The organism is Flavobacterium sp. GW821-FHT11G01, assembly GCF_058808175.1.
On sequence record NZ_JBXARK010000004.1, the window covers coordinates 371,980 to 390,512 of the forward strand.

The window sequence follows — 18,533 nt, forward strand, 5'->3', positions numbered from 1 at the left end:
AATTTTTCCTGTCAAAATGATCCGTTCAATAAAATTGCCATTTTATGCTAAACTTTCCCTTATACTTGTAAGTTTAATTTGTTTTGCTGTAATCTTCTGCTTAGGAAAAGACATTATTACACCTGTATTAATGGCCTTTCTATTCGCCGTTTTATTACTTCCAATTTTCACATTATTAAACGTTAGGTTTAAGTTTCCTCGGCATCTTGCAGCGATAATTTGTGTCCTTATATTTGCCGCATTTATTGTCGGAATATTAGTTTTTATATCCTATCAGGTCAAAGATATTGCCAACGATTTTGAAGCCATAAAGAAAAACACCAATTATTTTATTACTGAAGTACATAAATTTATAAAGGATAATTTTCATATAAGCATTGGCGAACAAAAAAAATATCTTGACACTGTAACAAAAGATTCTGTTAAGAACGGAGGAGCTGTTACTGTAGGTTCTGCGATATTATCTATTACTGATCTTCTTTTAGATTGTACTATCATCCCTATTTACACTTTTTTGTTTTTACTTTATAAAGATCATTTTATACTTTTTCTGGCAAAATTAGTTAATAAGGAAGACCATGCTGCCTTAAAAGATATTCTATCCCAAATAAAGATTTCAATAAACAATTACATTGTTAGTTTATTATTGGAGATGATTGTTGTTTCTGTCTTAACGGGTTTAGGTCTTTGGATTGTTGGTGTAAAATACTTCATTCTATTAGGATTAATAACAGGTATCTTAAATTTAATACCATATATTGGGATAGCAATAGCCGGCGTTATATCGCTTTTAGCTTCATTAACGGGAACTCCGGAAATGTCCATGATTTTAAGTATTTTGATTGTAAATGTTATTGTTCAATTAATCGATAATAATATACTGGTTCCTTTAATAATTAATTCTAAAGTTGAAATTAATGCCTTTGTCTCTATTTTGGGAATTATTGTTGGTGGAGCAGCGGCTGGAATTTCAGGTATGTTCCTGGCAATTCCGTTGTTGGCAATTTTAAAAATTATTTTTGAAAGAATCGAATCCTTAGAACCATGGGGTTATTTGATGGGCAATCATATGCCGAGGAAATTTACCTGGCGCGTTCGAAAAGCTAAAATTGAATCTAACTAAACGAATTAAGAGGAAATAACACCAATTTTCATTATATTCATAAAAAAATCATCTATCCTATAGTCAAAAAAAATACCTGAATGTCTCTAAAGAAAAAAATAGTAGTTTTGATTTTACTGTTCTTTTGCCTGCAAGGGTCTTACGCACAAGTAGATAAAAAAACAGACACGTCAGGCAAAAAAGATAGTACCGAGATTTACAATAAAATTCGAAATTATTCGAAGAAAAATAAATTCACGCAAACACTTCATAAACTTCTTTTTAGAAGTAAAAAATCTCGAAAAAAAGAAGAACTTATTGTGCATCAAGACACTGCAGATTATACTGGAAAAATTATCCGAAAAATAAATATTGTAACATTAGATCCGTTTGGACATTCTATTACTGATACGACCCAGGTACCGCGAAATTGGGGTGAAAGAACAGGAAACAGATTACATCTAAAAACAAAAAGAATTGCCATCACGAACTTATTGCTATTTAAAAGAAATTCTGTTTATGATAGTTATAAAGTACAGGAATCGGAGCGTTTGATTCGTGCGCAAAAATATGTAACTGCAGTTCGAATAACGCGTAAGGTAGTGGCTTCAGACTCTATTGACATCACAATTCGTGTTTTAGATTCCTGGAGTACAATTCCGAGATTCTCAATCTCAAGTAATCAGGTTTCAGTTGGATTCAAAGAAAAAGATTTTTTTGGCTCTGGTCAACAATTAGAATACCGTTTCACAAATCGTTTCGATGATGGCCGAAATGGTAATGATGTAACATATACCGTACCTAATATCAAGAATACTTATATTGGGGCGACACTACATTATAATATTGATCTTGACAATAATTATTCTAAAACAATAAATGTTGAACGTCTGTTTTATTCCCCTCTAACAAAGTGGGCTGGCGGCGTATATGTGGGGCAAAATTTTAGAAAAGATACTTTGCAGGCGCCAGATATGACATATGAATACCAGCCTTTCAAGTATAATTTTCAGGATTTTTGGGCAGGTAAGGCATCTAAAGTATTTGAAACCGATAATGGAGGTATAACTAATTTGATAGTTTCAGCACGTTTTTTAAATTTAGATTATACTGAAAGTCCGACAGATTTATACGATCCTACACATTTTTATTCGGATGAAAAACTAATTTTATCCGGAATTGGGCTCAATACCAGAAAGTTTATCAAAGACAGTTATATTTTTAGAAACGGACAAACAGAAGATGTTCCCATTGGCCGAATTTACGGAATTACACTCGGCTATCAATATAAAAATACAATGTGGCGGCCTTATATAGGTGGTCAATTTTCATTTGGAAATTATTACAGATGGGGTTTCTTTAGTACTAATTTTGAAGCAGGCACTTTTTTTCATCAGTCTAAAACCTATGAAACAGCATTTGCAATTGAGAGCAATTATTTTACAAAACTATATACTATAGGGAAATGGAAACTAAGACAATTTGTTAATCCGAGAATTGTTATTGGTGTGAATCGCGAAGATATTATGGGAGACCAGTTAAATATAAACGAACAAAATGGTTTAGCAGGTTTCAACAGTGCCATATACGGAACAAATAAAATGATTTTGTCTCTTCAGACTCAAACTTATTCTCCTCATGCCCTTTGGGGATTTCGTATGAATCCGTTTTTTAATTATTCAATTGCGGTTTTAGGAAGCCCAAATAATGCAATGGGTCGAAATAAAGCGTATTCTAAAGTGACTCTTGGCTTAGTAATCAGTAATGACTATTTAGTTTTCAGTTCCTTTCAACTGTCACTGTCATATTACCCAACTATTCCTTTTGAAGGAGATAATGTTTTCAAAACCAATACTTTTGAAACTACAGATTATGGTTTACAAAGTTTTGAACTTGGAAAACCAAGAATTGTAGATTACAAATAGAAATAAAATATTTTTCAATTTTATTTCTATTTTCAAGTATTTCAAAACAGTTTATAAATCAAATATTTACAAAACACTTAACCTCTTATCGATCGATAAAGTGCAAATTTTATCCGACCAAATACATTTGTTTTTTATTTTTGGCACAGTATATGAATATCCCTAAACAAGAGTAACATTAAAACTTTAAAAAAATGAAAACAATAAAAATAGCAATCGCCGGATTATTCCTTTTGGTTGCAAACGCCACACAAGCCCAAGTATCAATTAATGTTAATATCGGAACACCTCCAGCTTGGGGTCCTTCAGGATATGCTGAAATGGAATATTACTATTTACCAGATATTGAAGCATATTACGATGTTAGAGCATCACAATTTATTTATTTTGGTGATGGAAGATGGGTTAGAACAACTTATTTACCAAGACAATACAGAAATTACGATTTATATGGAGGATATAAAGTAGTCTTGAATGATTACCACGGTAGAACGCCTTATGTATACTTTGATCGTCACAGAACAAGATATTACAAAGGATATCATGGTGCACCTCAAAGACCTTATAAACCAAGACCGGTTTACGGATACAATGATCGTCATGATAATCATAGAGATTACAAACATTATGACAAACACGATCGTCATGATGATCATCATGATCACCACGATAAACACGACAAACATGATAATCATGGACATGGAAGAAGATAAATACTTGCTAAATAGTTAGTATTCAACACAAAAGAGTATCAAAAATTTGATACTCTTTTTTTATGCACGCATAGTATATTGAAATTTTGTTAATTTTTTGTCAATTTGATATAAATACATGAAGTACAGGTTATTAAGTTAAAATATCCTTAACAATTGTCTTATTATGTTATAATTCTACCGTATCTTTGCAAAATATTTTAAAACCAAAATTGGAATTATGAAAAAGAGCGTTTATTTATTTTCGTTTTTAGCAATGTCACTTTTTACATTTTGTGATAGTAATGATGATACTTCTACTGATAACCAGGCAAAAGAAAATAATATCGAAATCAACAACGATCTTACCTCGTTGAACAACAGACTTGACTTAACAAATTCGGGAGTACTTACGATTAGTAATATTTCAACATCAAAATTATTAAATAGCGCTCAATCAACTAGTGATCTTCCTTTAGTACAAATCGCCGAAGTAAATCCGCCAACTGATAGTAACGGAAGAACTTTACAAGCCAATCATGTTGCTGTAAACGGAAACTATGCCTATGTAGCTTATACAATGAGAGGTGATGCATATTCTGGAGCGATAGACGTAATTGATGTTTCTGATCCTTATAAACCTAAATTAATTACATCGGCATTAATTGCTAACACAGATATTACATCTCTTACCTATTCTAACGGAAACTTAATTATTGCAGGTGCAACAGATATAGATAAAGATGCTACTTTAACAAACCCGTCAATTGTAATCAATATGCAGTTGAGTTCAGGTTTGCTTACAGATAAATATACTATCAACAACCTTGAAGGAAAAGTTACTACTGATGTTGCGGCAAATTCATCATCGTATTTTGCTGTAACCGGAGATACCGGAAGTTTATATAAAATCAACAGTTCATCTAAAGCAATTACAGGAAAAGTTGCATTAGCAGATTTACGCACTGTAGCCGTAAGTGGTGACAAAATTGTTACTTTAAGTGGTACTAAAGGTGTAAATATTTACAACGAATCTAGTTTAGCTTTACAAAAAACCTTTTCAACATCTACAGATGTTAGCGGAGCAAAAAGAACAATGGATTTTGATGGCACAAAATTATTAGTTTCTGAAGGTTATAATGGTTTAGGTGTTTATGACATCAATAGTGGCTCTAAATTGCAAACTATAGGTTTAACAACAGCTGGAGAAGATAATGTTACGAATGCAGTTTCTGTAAACGATGGTTATACTTTTGTAGCAAACGGTGCAGCAGGATTAAATGTTTACAAATCAGGATCTCAGCTTAGTTTAGTTGGAACTGTAGGAATTACAGGTTCATCAAACTACGTAAAATCTAGTGGTGATTATATATATGTTGCAAGTGGAAAAGGTGGTTTGAAGATTATTAAAATGGAAAAACCAAATACAACATTTGCAAGCTGCTCACAATACGGAGCTTATAATCAGGGGCAGAATTTAATTTTAAATTCTAACGAAGTAAAATCATACTCTGGATCAACAGCAATTAGTTCGATAATTATTAATTCAGGTGGAATTTTGACACATTGTGGTTCAATAAGCGTTCAAAATACTTTGATTTTAAATAGTGGAGGAACTTTTAATATGAGAGGAACTTTAGCTCAGGGTAAATACCAACAACAAAATCCAACTGAACTTATTATCAATAGCAATGCAACACTGCAAATTGAAGGTTCTGTAGTAATCTGGGGTGATTTAAGATTAAATAGCGGTGCAAAAATTAATTTCATCGGAAATGATTCTTCGATTACGATCTACGGAAAAGTAACAAAAAATAGCGGTGTAACAATCACTGGAAACTATAAAGACACAGAAAACAAATTGAAATAATTTTCTGTAATCCTAAGAAATACCACATGATTTAAATTTTTAGATCAATTCTCTTAAAGCTGTTAGATTTTATCTGGCAGCTTTTTTTTTGGAATAACTTTTGTTGAAAGAGAATCGATAACTAAACATTAACATTTCATTTAAATAGTGTTCAACAATATAATTACTATTTTTGAACCTCTTTCAAAAACACCACAATACGCTATGCGAAAAATTCAGTTACAAATTCTTTTCTTTTTTTTCACAGGAATTTCAATTTCTTTTGCACAACAACCACAAAAACCAAGTTCTGTTGAGATTTATAATCAAATAAAAAAACTTAACTTTTTAGGTTCCGTTTTATATGTTGCCGCCCATCCTGATGACGAAAATACGCGCCTTATTTCGTATATGGCAAACGAAATGAACGCCAGAACTGGTTATTTGTCATTGACACGCGGAGATGGAGGACAGAATTTAATTGGTCCACAATTGCGTGAATTACTTGGTGTAATCAGAACACAAGAATTAATTGAAGCCCGAAAAATTGATGGTGGAGAACAGTTTTTTTCACGTGCCAATGATTTTGGTTTTTCAAAAACTCCAGATGAAACTTTACAAATCTGGGATAAAGATAAAGTCCTTGCTGATGTAGTTTGGACTATTAGAAAATTTCAGCCGGATGTTATCATTAATCGATTTGATCACCGTTCCCCAGGTACTACACACGGACATCATACTTCGTCGGCGATGTTGAGTGTTGAAAGTTTTAAATTGACCAATGATTCTAAAATATATCCTGAACAATTAAAATATGTAAAACCGTGGCAGGTTAAACGACAATTTTTTAATCCGTCATGGTGGTTTTATGGAAGCCAGGAAAAATTTGATGCTGCTAATAAATCAAAGTTTACCCGATTAGAAACCGGCGTTTATTATACCGGAATCGGAAAATCAAATCAGGAAATTGCCGCTTTAAGCCGAAGCCGTCACCAGTCTCAAGGTTTTGGAAGTACTGGCGCCCGTGGTGAAGAAACAGAATATCTGGAACTTATTAATGGTGAAACTCCAACAGAGAGAGATAATTTATTTGATGGAATTGATACTTCATGGAACCGTGTTAAAAACGGAAAACCAATTGGTGAATTAATTTCTAAAATTATTGCTAATTACAATTTCAGTAACCCATCTGCGAGTATAGCAGAATTGGTAAAAGCTTATACAATGATCGAAGCTTTAGATGATGATCATTGGAAACCCCTAAAAGCTGCCGCAATAAAAAATATTATTGCCTCTTGTGCTGGTTTATATCTAGAAGCAGTTGCCAGCGAACAGGAAGCAACGCCTGGTAGTACTATAAAACTAAATCTTGAAGTTATTAATAGAAGTCCGATTGAAATGCAATTGACAAGTGTAACTTCTTTGCCAGATAACAAAACAACGGTTCAAAACAGCATCTTAAAAAACAATAACGATCAGAAAAGTATTCTTCAAATACAACTTCCCGAAAACTTAGAATACACACAACCCTATTGGCTTAAAGAAAAAGCTAGTGTTGGAATGTATACAGTTTCGAATCAGGAAAACATTGGAATTCCGGATATTATCAGAGAGGTAAAAGTTGTTTTTAATGTAAAAATTAATGGTATTGAAATTCCGTTTGAGCGCACTGTTGTTTACAAATACAATGACGGTGTAAAAGGCGAAATGTACAATTTCCTTGATATTGTTCCGGAAGTTACAACTTCAATTTCAGAAAGAGTCTTGATTTTTAAAGATACCAAAAGCAAAATGATTCCGGTAAAAGTTCGTGCCGGAAAAGATGCTATTACAGGAAATTTACAATTAGAATTGCCAAAAAGTTGGGTGGTTTCACCAAAACAAATTCCGTTTTCTTTAAATAAAAAAGGAAATGAACAAACGTTTTATTTTGAAGTTACGCCTCCGGTAAATCAGGAAGAAACTGTAGCAAAAGCAATTGCTATAGTTGACAATAAGCATTTTGATAAAGACGAAACAATTATTGATTACAGTCATATTACCAAACAAATGGTTTTAAAACCGGCTGAATCAAAATGCATCCGAATTGATTTAAAAAATTCGGGAGATGCCATTGCTTATATCATGGGTGCTGGTGACGAGGTTCCGGAAAGTTTGACCCAAATGGGATATAAAGTTACCATTTTAAAACCCGAAGAAATTACACCTGAAAGATTAGATTCTTTCAGTACCGTTATAACCGGAGTTCGCGCTTACAATACCGTAAATGCTTTGGCCAACAAACAAAAAATACTTTTTGATTTTGTAAAAGGCGGTAAAAACATGATTGTACAATACAATACTTATGGTAGAATGGTTACTGACCAAATTGCGCCTTATCCTTTAAAAGTTTCAAACGATCGTGTAACGGAAGAAAATGCTAAAATTACTTTCTTAGCACCAAATCACCCTGTTTTAAATGTACCTAATAAAATCACTGAAAAAGATTTTCAAGGGTGGACACAAGAACAAGGGCTGTATTATCCAGACCAATATGATGCTGCCTTTACTCCTATTATTTCATCACACGATAAAGGTGAATCTGCTAAAGATGGTGCTTTATTAGTCGCACCATATGGAAAAGGATATTATATTTACACCGGTTTAAGCTTTTTTAGAGAACTGCCGGAAGGTGTTGCGGGTGCATACAGATTGCTTTCGAATATCATTTCGCTAAAACAACCCATAGAAGCTCCTAAACAAGAATTAAAGAAATAAAAATCACAAAAATGGAAGCCAAAAAACAAAAAAAATGGAAAAAAAGCTACACCTACGTTTTGGTGGCCAATGCCATTTATATTCTGATTTTTTTCTTAATCATGCAATTATACTCATAACCTATGCAACTATTTGATTGGATCGTACTGATTGTTACCCTTTTATTCATTGTTGGATATGGTTCCTGGAAGACTAAAGGAAGTAAAAACGTTGAAGATTTTATTTTAGGAAACAACGAAACGCCTTGGTATACAGTTGGACTTTCGGTAATGGCAACTCAGGCCAGCGCGATTACATTTTTATCTACACCTGGCCAGGCGTATCATGATGGAATGGGGTTTGTACAATTCTATTTTGGATTGCCAATTGCCATGATTGTGATTTGTGTGACTTTTATTCCGTTATATCATAAAAATAAAGTTTATACCGCTTATGAATTTCTAGAGAAACGTTTTGATGTTAAAACACGTTCTCTGGCAGCAATTCTTTTTTTGGTACAAAGAGGTTTAGGAACCGGACTTACAATTTATGCTCCGGCCATTATTTTGTCGGCTCTTTTAGGTTGGAATTTAACTATCATGAATATCATCATCGGACTGATGGTAATCATTTATACTTTTTCAGGAGGAACAAAAGCGGTAAACGTAACGCAGAAACAGCAAATGTTTGTGATTATGTCCGGAATGTTTATCACCTTTTTTCTGATCTTACATTACTTGCCAAACGACATGACATTTACAAGTGCAATGCATATTGCAGGCGCGAATGATAAAATGAATATTGTTGATTTCTCTTTTGATCCGGAAGAAAAATATACTTTTTGGAGCGGAATCACAGGAGGTTTTTTCCTGGCTCTCGCCTATTTTGGAACAGATCAGTCTCAGGTTGGTCGTTATTTATCTGGAAAATCGGTTCGCGAAAGCCAAATGGGATTGATTATGAACGGGCTTTTAAAAGTTCCGATGCAGTTCTTTATTTTGCTAACCGGTGTTATGGTTTTTGTCTTTTTTCAATTCAATCCTGTTCCTTTAAATTTTAATCCAAATAACAAAATTGTTATTGAAAAATCCGCTTTTAAAGAAGAATATCATGCTTTAGAGAAAAAACTGATTACGCTTTCAGAAGATAAAAAAGTGATCAATTTATTGTACATCGATCAGTTAAATCAGGATTATGATAATCCAATTTTGCGTAAAGAATTAGTCGCTTTATCCAACAAAGAAAAAGACCTTCGCGACCGCGCCAAAGAAATCATTTCAAAAGCGGACAGCAACAGTGAAACCAATGATAAAGATTATGTTTTTTTCCATTTCATTCTGCATTATTTACCAAAAGGTTTAATTGGTTTATTGTTAGCCGTAATTTTATCTGCGGCAATGTCGTCAACGGCTTCAGGATTAAATGCTTTGGCTTCTACAACGGCAATTGACATTTACAAACGTAATCTGAAAACCGAAAAATCAGAGAAACATTATCTGAATGCAACCAAATTCTTCACTTTGTTTTGGGGAGTTGTAGCGATACTTTTTGCTTGTGTGGGAACCTTATTTGAGAATTTGATTCAATTGGTAAATATTATTGGTTCCATTTTCTACGGAACGGTTTTAGGAATCTTTTTAGTCGGATTTTATCTTCGTCGGGTTCAGGCAAAGCCAATGTTTTATAGTGCAATTATTAGTCAAATTACCATTTTTATTATCTATTATTTCATGATTTATACTCAGGAGAAACTAGGTTATTTATGGTTGAATTTTATTGGAGCAATTTTGACGATAGTATTGGCTTTAGTGATGCAGGTTTTATTTTTCAAAGGGAAGCCAGATGTTGAGGAAATAGTTTTGGAGTAATTATTTTTGTACATGAAAACAGCAAAAACTCTTACCATAACAATTTTTCTTTTATTTTTTGCAATTCTATTTTCTGGTGGTGGTCATGGAACTTATCTGCCAGCCCAGATAATTTATCCCTACACTATGATAATTGCAAAACTGCAGCTTGAAATTGGATTTTTTGCATTATTTATAGCTTTGATCCAAATTCCTGTTTATGGTTATATCTGGTTCAACAAACCGAATTGGAAATATTATATTTTAGGAATTCATATGCTTGGAATTTTAATCTCTTTCTTTATAAAATCAGAAGTATTTAATTAAGTGAAAAGTTGTCAAAAGCAATGAAAAAGAAATACCCAATTCTAAAAATAGTAAAACGAATATGGTTTATAATTGCCATGTCATTTACAATTTGGTTGGTGTATTCTTATCAGGCAAAAGGCATTTCAGATTCGCTTTTAAAAGACAGTGCTAAAATTTCAGTAAAAGAAAACGACAATTATTTTCTTTTTGAAACAAAGCAAAAATTTAATAAAGTCTTTATTTTCTATCCAGGTGCAATGGTCGATCCAAAAGCTTATATACCTTTATGCAGAAAGATTTCAGAAATAGGATTAAAGTTTATTTGATTAAAATGCCCTGGAGATTAGCTTCTAAAGGATATGAAATTCCAAAACAACTTAATTTATTTGCTGATACAACCAAAACCTATATTTTGGCCGGTCATTCACAAGGCGGAAAAATGGCAGCTATATTTGTCAAAGAAAACCCAGATTTAATTGACAAGTTAATTTTAATTGGCACCACACATCCGCGAGATATTTCGCTTGCAGAAAGTGCAATTCCAATTCTAAAAATTTACGGCTCAGATGATGGTGTCGCTGATGAAAGAACCATTCTTCAGAATAAATCAAAACTCCCAACAACTGCACAATTTGTAAAAATTGAAGGTGCCAATCATGCTCAGTTTGGCTATTATGGCTTTCAATTTGGCGATAATTCGGCTCGAATTTCTCGTGAAAAACAACAATCAGAAACTTTGAAGTATATTTTGAATTTCATTCAGTAGATTTACAATGCCAAACAAATATGAAATTTCAATATGCTACTTATTCTTGCACCGTATATCTTAGTTCCTTTTATAGTAACATTCCTTTTTAAACAATTTAATTTTGAATCAAAAAAACTAACTTATCTTATAACAGGATTAATAATGTTTATTTATCCTATTTTGTTCTTCTGGATAAAAGATTTGATCGATCCGCCTACCTCCGGTTTTAGATGTGGAAATCCTCAAATGGCATTTATGGTTTTAAATATAATATTACTTTTACCTATTTCATTATTATTGCAACTTGCTTTTAATAAATCGTATTTATAAACAGAATTTAATAAATGCTTCTTTTTGTGTAATTTAAAATTTTTATCTTTGAAAATACAACGTCTTTATTATGAAGGATTTAAAAAAATATAGCAATAAAACAAAAGCAGCTTTTATTTTACTAATTGTGATGTTGATAATCTTATTGAGTAATTTCAATACATTACGTAATTCCAAAAAAGTAAACGAAAACATCAATGCCATTTATAATGATCGTTTGATGGTTTCCCACTATATTTTTCAATATGCTAAAGAACTTCATTTTATAAAAAGTGAAGCCGAAAAACTAGATTTGAGTGATAATATTAAGAAAGATGAAATTATTCATACTTTAAAAATCGTTCACAACATTGATGATTTGTATGCCAAAACAGTTTTAACCAATAAAGAAAAAGAGCATTTTGACGCTTTTTTGGCTTCTTGCAAAGAAATAAACAATCAGGTTGAAAATAAAAACTGGAATAAAATCGCTTTTTCCAGTGGAGAAGCCCTTAAAACATTAGAATCACTGTCTCAAATTCAGGTAAAAGAAGGCAAGGCAAAATTAGCCAGTGCCAACAAAATGTATAACGACAATAATAGCTTAGGGCAACTACAGATTGCATTGTTAATTATTTTAGGTGGAATCACTTTCTATCTTCTGATTGTAAAAAAGATCAAAAGAAACATCAAGATTCCGGAACCACCGAGTTTGAATTAATTTACTTCAATTTTCGATCTTCTTCTTTAATTGCAAGATCATTTATGCTGGCAAATCTTTTTTGCATTAAACCGTTCGAATTAAATTCCCAATTCTCATTTCCATACGCTCTAAACCAGTTTCCTTCAAGATCCTGATATTCGTATTCAAATCGAACTGCAATTCTATTTTCTGTATGCGCCCAATATTCTTTTTTTAATTTATAATGGGTTTCTTTTTTCCATTTTTGAGTTAAAAAACGAATAATCTCTTCTCTCCCGTTTACAAATTGATCCCTGTTTCGCCATTCACTATCAATCGTATAAGCTTTTGAAACTCGTTCCGGATCCTGACTGTTCCATGCATCTTCTGTTAACTGAATTTTTTCTTTTGCCTTTTCTAAAGTAAAAGGTGGCAAGGGGAATTTTTGTTCCATTTTTATGAAATTAAAGTTTGAATGATTTTTTTAGATTGCTCAATAAGTTGGTTTGATTTGAATAATTGACTTTCGATTATACAACTCTCATACAATAAATAAATATGATCTGACAGTAGTTCGTTATTTATAATATTCTGGAAATAAGCTCTTAAATCAAATTTGTGACTTTGGAGTACATTTAAAATCTTAACATTACCTGACGGAATTTCAGAAAGTATATTTAAAAAACTACAACCTCTGAAGTTTTCATTTTTATTCATTAAGATTAAAAAATCAAACGAAGCTATTACTTTTGATTTAACCTCTTTTTCATTAGAAGTAAATTGTTCTAATTGATTAAACCAAAAAGAATGGCGTTCATTTAAAAAAGCAACACATAAATCTTCTTTTGATTTAAAATGCTGATAAAAACTGGCCTTTGCTACTTTAGCTTCATCAATAATCTGATTAATACCAGTTGCATTATAACCTTGTTGATGAAATAAAGTAAATGTTTTTTCTAAAATTCGTTCTTTTGGTGACATTCGAATTTAATTTATGAATGACAAAGATATAACTTTTACTTAATGAAACAGACAAGTCTGTCTATTTATAAAATATGCAAAAAAAAATCCAAATTCCAAAGATTGTAGAAGCTTTGGAATTTGGATTTTTGAGATTTTGAAGTTTAAAGCATTATCTGCTCCATTCCGCAATACTATCTTTATTCATTTTTACGTAATCCTGATTTTTAGCAGTTTCAGCAGCTGCTAATGATGCTTTTGCAGTTTCTATTGCACCTTTTTTATCACCTTGTTTTGCCTGGATCAACGATTTCAATCTTAAGATAAAATATGGTTTTTCAGCACTCATATCTAAAGATTTATCAACGTATGTTCTTGCAATTTCAATGTTTCCATTTGATTGGAACAAATATTGTGATGCAGCAAAATAATCATTTGCAGATGGTCCAGCCAAAACTTTATCGATACTTGCAGTAGCTGTTTTTGCTGTCGGAACTTCAAATTTCAAAGCTACATGAGAATTTTCCCAAGCCATTTCTAAATAAGCAAAATTAGGATCTAAACCGTTGATACCAATTGTAAACGTTTCAACAGGCGTTGGCAACGCATTTTCTTTAACCGTAGTTCTCAAGGCAACATAAGCATCACTCCAGTTTTCCGGCAATCCCCAGTTATCTGTAGAAAGGTAGAAAATCACTTCCCAGCTTTCGATTTTAGGAATAGTATAAATTGCATATTTTCCTTTTTTTAATGTTTTACCATCAATAACAACATCATCACTAAAATTAATGATTGTGTTTTCATTCGCTCCAGTTCTCCATAATTTACCAAACGGAACTAAATTTCCGAATACAGCTCTACCTCTCGCGCCTGGTCTTGAATACGTAACTTCAACATCTGTCAAACCAACAGTTTGTTTGATATAAGCTTTAGGACTTGCCTGTGGTGTTTTTATTTGTGCTTCTGTAGCAAAAGGCGCTATTATGATAGCTAATGCAATAAGTAGTTTTTTCATTGTTAGGTTTTATTTGTTTTGTTCAAATTTACAAATTCAATTAGGTAACAAATGTTAAATTTAACTTAATTCAAGCATCTAATTGTGATATTTTTTCAGCATTCAATTCATTAAAATGATTGATAATTAAATTGGCATCTGATAAATCTTGTAATTTCGAATGGTGACTGTTATACCCTACACAATAAATTCCTGCTGCTTTTGCTGCTTTTATACCATTTGTACTATCTTCAATTATAATACAATTTTCCTTTGGTGCAATCGACAATGAAGCTGCATGCAAAAAAATTGCCGGATTTGGTTTTGACTGTGGAAAATCTTCGCCACTTACAATATGAGAAAAATACTGATGCAGACTGAATCTTGTAAAAACACGTTCAATCGTAACTTTTGATGCGGAAGAGGCCAAAATTAACTGGATTCCACTTGCATATAAATCTTTAATCAAATCTTCAACACCTTCTAACAACAATAGATCTTCTTTAGTGTCAAAAGCATCATTAAAAATGTTTCTTTTTCTCTGAATCAAATCTTCAACCTCATGTTCAATTACCGGAAAAAATCCTTTTAAACTCTGAAAAGTATTTCGGGTAGAAAATCCGGTAAACGAAGTATACATTTCTTCACTTACCTCAATATTTAATTCTGAAAATTGCTTGTAATAGGCATAACGGTGTACGGGTTCTGTATCAACGATTACACCATCCATATCAAAAATTACTGTTTTTATCATTTTTTTTTAAGGTTCAAAGGTTCTGAGGAACAAAGGTTCAAAGGTTTTTTTAACGGTTCAATTGTTTGTCTTTGAATATAACTTTGCGATCATTGCGTAGCGCTTCGTGAACTTTGCGGTTAAATTACATAAGCAAATCTGAAACCTGAAATTAATCTTTTTTTAGTAAATGACGAATCACGGTTTCAGCAGCATGAAGGCCAAATAATCCTGGCATATAACTGTTTGTTCCGTAGAACGATTTTTTAAAATTTTTTCCGTCCGTTAGTTTTAAGCTTTTTTCATCCTGAATTTCAGAAGAAAAAACCACTTTCAATTTATTGATTTTTTCTGCTTTTAAACGTTTACGGATGGTTTTAGAAAAGTAGCAGTTTATGGTTTTTGAAATATCAGTAACTTTTACTTTTGAAGCTAACATTTTTCCGCCAGCTCCCATACTGCTTAATATTTTTACTCTTTTACGTTTTGCTGCAATAATTAAATTCAGTTTTGGAGTAATACTGTCAATGCAGTCCAAAACATAATCAAATTCTGGAGAAACAATTTCAAAAGCTCTTTCTGGAGATAAAAATTCCTGAACTCTTGTTAATTTCAATTCCGGATTAATATCCATCAAACGATCTCCAACAATAGTAATTTTTGGCTGTCCAACTGTAGAATGCAATGCTGGTAATTGCCTGTTAATATTCGTAATATCAACAACATCGCCATCAACAATTGTCATACTTCCAACTCCCGCTCTCGCCAAAAACTCAGCTGCAAATGATCCAACTCCTCCTAAACCAACTACCAAAACATTGGAGTTTTTTAAATTTTCTAATCCTTCTTTTGTAAATAAAAGCTCGGCTCTTTCTGTCCACTCTGCCATAAAATCTTTTGTTTATTTTTTTGTTTATTTTGTTTCAAGTTTCTTTCCACATCGGCCTTCAGCTCCAGTAAAGATTTCTATCAACATTCTTTATTCTTTATTCTTTATTCTTTATTCTTTATTCTTTATTCTTTATTCTTTATTCTTTATTCTTTCGAAATATAGCTTCAAAATTACTTGAGATAATTCCTTGCAAGTCCTTAATTGTTATATTTTTATATTCTGATGCTAAATCGTAAACTTGTTGAATGTTTTCTTCAATCGTATCGGTCTCCAATAAAAAACTATCGTTTGGAATTTGCAGAAAAACTGCTTTTAATTCGGGATTTCTGAGTAAATATTTTCCAAAAGAAATATAAAATCCTGCTGCAATAAGCTGATTGGCAAGCTGACTGTTTTTCGAAAATCCGTGAATAATCATTGGAACTGAAATTTTCATTTTCTTCTTGATTTCAATCACTTCCTGAAAAGCCGCTACGCAATGAATAACGACTGGTTTTTTATATTTTTCGGCTAAAGCCAATTGTTTTTCAAAAACTATAATCTGTTGTTCCAGCGGGATTTCAACTCTTTTATCTAAACCACATTCTCCCAAAGCCAGACAATTTTCAGTTTGTAACTTTTCTTCGATAATTTTCAGATCGGCATCAATTCTATCTTCTACAATATACCATGGATGAATTCCGATTGAATAAAACGGAATCAAAGCATCAAATTCATTTGGATATTGATTTACCAATTCCAAAACATTAGATTGGTTCGTAAACTGATGGGTATGAAAATTAAAGAATTCCATTAGTGAAAAGTTTTAACCCCTGCTTTAATTTCAACGTTTAGATCATTTTCCAACGGAACAAGCGGACAAGAATACTTGTGGTTATAAGCACAATAAGGATTGTAAGCCTGATTAAAATCAATGGCAATAGTATTTCCTTTTGGAATTTTTAAATCAATATATCTTCCTCCAATATAACTTTCCTTTCCTGAAGTTAAATCTGAAAAAGGGAGAAATAAATGATCTTTGTATTCTTCAGTTTTAGAAAGATCAATACTTCTGTATACATTCAATTTTAGGTTTGTGCCATCCAAAGTAAAATACAACGTTCCGTATTTTATATATTTTGGTGTTCTTGTTCCTGTAGTTTTCATTTCGAAAACCTTTTCATTTTTGGCTTTTACAAACTTTGCATTAACAAAATATTTGGCATTAACAGGATAAAAATCTAAAGTTTTAAAAACTTTTAAATCTTCTTCCATTAACGGACTTGTCTTAGGATCAGCATATTCTGAATTTATAGTCTTCTGAAATTTCTCTGTTTCTTTTTTATCAAATTTCTTTTGGCTGAAGCCGAAATTAAACATTAATAATAAAGCAAGAAATGCATTTTTTTTCATCTTGGAAATTTTCAACAAAAATAGTTTAAAAGTAACAAAGCAGCAACCGCGATACATGACAAAGTTTCCTAACTTTGTTGCAAATAACATATTTTATAATGCTCAAAACTGCAGCCAATCACTACATCAACAATTTTAAAGGATTTTCAAGAGAAATTTGGATACTTACATTGGTCACTTTTATCAATCGTGCCGGTACAATGGTGCTTCCTTTTTTGTCAAAATACTTAAAAGAAGATTTACACTTCTCTTATAATCAGGTAGGTTGGATTATGGTTTCATTTGGTTTAGGATCTATGTTAGGATCCTGGCTGGGCGGAAAACTTTCAGATAAAATCGGGTTTTATAAAATCATGATTTTTAGTTTATTTACCAGTGGAGTTTCGCTTTTCTTCGTTCAATATATAACGACGTTCTGGGGATTATGCATTGCAATGTTTATTTTAATGGTCATTGCAGACATGTTCAGACCGGCAATGTTTGTTTCCTTAGGTGCTTATGCCAAACCCGAAAACAGAACTCGTGCCCTAACTTTAGTGCGTTTAGCCGTAAATTTAGGTTTCGCAGCCGGACCAGCTTTAGGCGGACTGATTATTATGGGAATTGGTTATTCCGGTTTATTTTGGGTTGACGGAGCTTCCTGTATTATTTCAATTTCGATTTTTGCTTTATTAGTTAAAGAGAAGAAAAAAGTAGCTCATGATGATAAAATTGAAAGTGCTGGAGATAAAAAGTCAGTTTTTCATGATCGAATCTTTTGGGTTTTCTTATTTGTGAGTTTTGTAACGGCTATGATTTTCTTTCAGCTTTTCACAACACTGCCTTTATATCATAATGAGAAATTCGGTTTAAGTGAATTTCAAACCGGATTATTAATGACTTTAAACGGACTTCTGATTTTTGCTTTAGAAATGCCAACTGTTGGTTTTATGGAGCGCAAAGGTTTTCCGAAAATTAAAATCATTATTCTGGGTTCCTTTATTATGGCTTCAAGTTTCTTTTTACTTCTGATAAATATTTGGGCCGGAATTCTGGTTATTAGTATGATTTGTATTTCGATTGGAGAAATTCTGACCTTTCCATTTTCGAATGCTTTTGCTTTAAGCCGTGCACCACGCGGTCAGGAAGGTCGTTATATGGCACTTTATACCATGAGTTTTAGTTTAGCCCATATTATTAGTTCAAAAGTTGGTTTTGAAATCATTACCCGATTAGGATATCAAATCAATTGGTTTTTCATGGCTTCCATTGGAGTTGTGGCTACTCTTTGTTGTTTTTGGATTAAAAAAGCATTACTTCTCGAAAAAAATCATTAAACAATTTTAACTCTTAAATTACTCAAATTCAATTTATTACTTTTAAA

General features: G+C 32.1%; 18 protein-coding genes. 11 read left to right on the forward strand and 7 right to left on the reverse strand.

The genetic code is table 11. The annotated features are described in order from the left end of the window. The first annotated feature begins 16 nt into the window (after positions 1–16). The 10 genes from AC1RRN_RS10470 (at position 17) to AC1RRN_RS10515 (ending at position 12,238) form a co-directional block, all read left to right on the forward strand. Positions 17–1,123: an AI-2E family transporter gene (locus AC1RRN_RS10470; RefSeq protein WP_492967248.1), complete on the forward strand. Its 1,107-nt coding sequence runs from the start codon at positions 17–19 to the stop codon at positions 1,121–1,123. An 80-nt stretch (positions 1,124–1,203) separates the two neighbouring features. Next, complete coding sequence (locus AC1RRN_RS10475; protein WP_492967249.1) at positions 1,204–3,027, forward strand: hypothetical protein; 1,824 nt, start codon at positions 1,204–1,206, stop codon at positions 3,025–3,027. A 194-nt stretch (positions 3,028–3,221) separates the two neighbouring features. Beyond that, positions 3,222–3,740 (forward strand): hypothetical protein, encoded by a 519-nt coding sequence (locus AC1RRN_RS10480; protein ID WP_492967250.1) that lies wholly within the window; start codon positions 3,222–3,224, stop codon positions 3,738–3,740. A 220-nt stretch (positions 3,741–3,960) separates the two neighbouring features. Then, the gene (locus AC1RRN_RS10485) at positions 3,961–5,589 is read left to right on the forward strand and encodes an LVIVD repeat-containing protein (protein WP_492967251.1); all 1,629 of its coding nucleotides are present in this window, start codon (positions 3,961–3,963) and stop codon (positions 5,587–5,589) included. 204 nt (positions 5,590–5,793) lie between these two features. After that, a complete protein-coding gene (locus AC1RRN_RS10490) occupies positions 5,794–8,325 on the forward strand; it encodes a PIG-L family deacetylase (protein WP_492967252.1) in 2,532 nt (843 codons plus the stop codon). A 122-nt stretch (positions 8,326–8,447) separates the two neighbouring features. Beyond that, entirely contained in the window at positions 8,448–10,172 is a 1,725-nt protein-coding gene (locus AC1RRN_RS10495) for a sodium:solute symporter family protein (protein ID WP_492967253.1), read from the forward strand. A 12-nt stretch (positions 10,173–10,184) separates the two neighbouring features. Continuing rightward, positions 10,185–10,478, forward strand: coding sequence for a hypothetical protein (locus tag AC1RRN_RS10500; RefSeq protein ID WP_492967254.1), 294 nt, complete (start codon positions 10,185–10,187; stop codon positions 10,476–10,478). Between the two features lie 20 nt (positions 10,479–10,498). After that, entirely contained in the window at positions 10,499–10,786 is a 288-nt protein-coding gene (locus AC1RRN_RS10505; protein ID WP_492967255.1) for a hypothetical protein, read from the forward strand. Continuing rightward, positions 10,747–11,226, forward strand: a complete 480-nt coding sequence (locus AC1RRN_RS10510; RefSeq protein WP_492967256.1) for an alpha/beta hydrolase — start codon at positions 10,747–10,749, stop codon at positions 11,224–11,226. The genes AC1RRN_RS10505 and AC1RRN_RS10510 overlap by 40 nt, the downstream gene beginning before the upstream one ends. Positions 11,227–11,608: 382 nt before the next feature. Next, the gene (locus AC1RRN_RS10515; protein ID WP_492967257.1) at positions 11,609–12,238 is read left to right on the forward strand and encodes an MCP four helix bundle domain-containing protein; all 630 of its coding nucleotides are present in this window, start codon (positions 11,609–11,611) and stop codon (positions 12,236–12,238) included. 1 nt (position 12,239) lies between these two features. Here the strand turns inward: AC1RRN_RS10515 and AC1RRN_RS10520 are convergent, their stop codons facing one another. The 7 genes from AC1RRN_RS10520 to AC1RRN_RS10550 all read right to left on the reverse strand — a co-directional run bounded on the left by AC1RRN_RS10520 (position 12,240) and on the right by AC1RRN_RS10550 (position 17,170). Beyond that, the gene (locus tag AC1RRN_RS10520; protein ID WP_492967258.1) at positions 12,240–12,653 is read right to left on the reverse strand and encodes a DUF1348 family protein; all 414 of its coding nucleotides are present in this window, start codon (positions 12,651–12,653) and stop codon (positions 12,240–12,242) included. A gap of 2 nt (positions 12,654–12,655) precedes the next feature. Continuing rightward, the gene (locus AC1RRN_RS10525; RefSeq protein ID WP_492967259.1) at positions 12,656–13,180 is read right to left on the reverse strand and encodes a TetR/AcrR family transcriptional regulator; all 525 of its coding nucleotides are present in this window, start codon (positions 13,178–13,180) and stop codon (positions 12,656–12,658) included. Between the two features lie 151 nt (positions 13,181–13,331). Beyond that, a complete protein-coding gene (locus AC1RRN_RS10530; RefSeq protein ID WP_492967260.1) occupies positions 13,332–14,174 on the reverse strand; it encodes a DUF2911 domain-containing protein in 843 nt (280 codons plus the stop codon). A 70-nt stretch (positions 14,175–14,244) separates the two neighbouring features. Then, positions 14,245–14,907: an HAD family hydrolase gene (locus tag AC1RRN_RS10535; RefSeq protein WP_492967261.1), complete on the reverse strand. Its 663-nt coding sequence runs from the start codon at positions 14,905–14,907 to the stop codon at positions 14,245–14,247. Between the two features lie 151 nt (positions 14,908–15,058). After that, positions 15,059–15,775 carry a tRNA threonylcarbamoyladenosine dehydratase gene (locus AC1RRN_RS10540; protein WP_492967262.1) on the reverse strand — a complete coding sequence of 239 codons (717 nt, stop codon included), beginning with the start codon at positions 15,773–15,775 and terminating at the stop codon, positions 15,059–15,061. Positions 15,776–15,914: 139 nt separating this feature from the next. Beyond that, positions 15,915–16,571: a TatD family hydrolase gene (locus AC1RRN_RS10545; RefSeq protein ID WP_492967263.1), complete on the reverse strand. Its 657-nt coding sequence runs from the start codon at positions 16,569–16,571 to the stop codon at positions 15,915–15,917. Then, the gene (locus AC1RRN_RS10550; RefSeq protein ID WP_492967264.1) at positions 16,571–17,170 is read right to left on the reverse strand and encodes a DUF1684 domain-containing protein; all 600 of its coding nucleotides are present in this window, start codon (positions 17,168–17,170) and stop codon (positions 16,571–16,573) included. The genes AC1RRN_RS10545 and AC1RRN_RS10550 overlap by 1 nt, the downstream gene beginning before the upstream one ends. A gap of 98 nt (positions 17,171–17,268) precedes the next feature. Between AC1RRN_RS10550 and AC1RRN_RS10555 the strand changes: the two genes are divergently transcribed. Beyond that, a complete protein-coding gene (locus AC1RRN_RS10555) occupies positions 17,269–18,486 on the forward strand; it encodes an MDR family MFS transporter (protein WP_492967265.1) in 1,218 nt (405 codons plus the stop codon). Positions 18,487–18,533: the final 47 nt, after the last annotated feature.

Coding starts and splice junctions, on each gene's coding strand:
- AC1RRN_RS10505 (WP_492967255.1), top strand. CDS start 10,499: ATGAAAAAGAAATACCCAATTCTAAAAATAGTAAAACGAATATGGTTT.
- AC1RRN_RS10510 (WP_492967256.1), top strand. CDS start 10,747: ATGCAGAAAGATTTCAGAAATAGGATTAAAGTTTATTTGATTAAAATG.
- AC1RRN_RS10525 (WP_492967259.1), bottom strand. CDS start 13,180: ATGTCACCAAAAGAACGAATTTTAGAAAAAACATTTACTTTATTTCAT.
- AC1RRN_RS10500 (WP_492967254.1), top strand. CDS start 10,185: ATGAAAACAGCAAAAACTCTTACCATAACAATTTTTCTTTTATTTTTT.
- AC1RRN_RS10495 (WP_492967253.1), top strand. CDS start 8,448: ATGCAACTATTTGATTGGATCGTACTGATTGTTACCCTTTTATTCATT.
- AC1RRN_RS10515 (WP_492967257.1), top strand. CDS start 11,609: ATGAAGGATTTAAAAAAATATAGCAATAAAACAAAAGCAGCTTTTATT.
- AC1RRN_RS10535 (WP_492967261.1), bottom strand. CDS start 14,907: ATGATAAAAACAGTAATTTTTGATATGGATGGTGTAATCGTTGATACA.
- AC1RRN_RS10485 (WP_492967251.1), top strand. CDS start 3,961: ATGAAAAAGAGCGTTTATTTATTTTCGTTTTTAGCAATGTCACTTTTT.
- AC1RRN_RS10545 (WP_492967263.1), bottom strand. CDS start 16,571: ATGGAATTCTTTAATTTTCATACCCATCAGTTTACGAACCAATCTAAT.
- AC1RRN_RS10555 (WP_492967265.1), top strand. CDS start 17,269: ATGCTCAAAACTGCAGCCAATCACTACATCAACAATTTTAAAGGATTT.
- AC1RRN_RS10470 (WP_492967248.1), top strand. CDS start 17: ATGATCCGTTCAATAAAATTGCCATTTTATGCTAAACTTTCCCTTATA.
- AC1RRN_RS10550 (WP_492967264.1), bottom strand. CDS start 17,170: ATGAAAAAAAATGCATTTCTTGCTTTATTATTAATGTTTAATTTCGGC.
- AC1RRN_RS10475 (WP_492967249.1), top strand. CDS start 1,204: ATGTCTCTAAAGAAAAAAATAGTAGTTTTGATTTTACTGTTCTTTTGC.
- AC1RRN_RS10540 (WP_492967262.1), bottom strand. CDS start 15,775: ATGGCAGAGTGGACAGAAAGAGCCGAGCTTTTATTTACAAAAGAAGGA.
- AC1RRN_RS10480 (WP_492967250.1), top strand. CDS start 3,222: ATGAAAACAATAAAAATAGCAATCGCCGGATTATTCCTTTTGGTTGCA.
- AC1RRN_RS10490 (WP_492967252.1), top strand. CDS start 5,794: ATGCGAAAAATTCAGTTACAAATTCTTTTCTTTTTTTTCACAGGAATT.
- AC1RRN_RS10530 (WP_492967260.1), bottom strand. CDS start 14,174: ATGAAAAAACTACTTATTGCATTAGCTATCATAATAGCGCCTTTTGCT.
- AC1RRN_RS10520 (WP_492967258.1), bottom strand. CDS start 12,653: ATGGAACAAAAATTCCCCTTGCCACCTTTTACTTTAGAAAAGGCAAAA.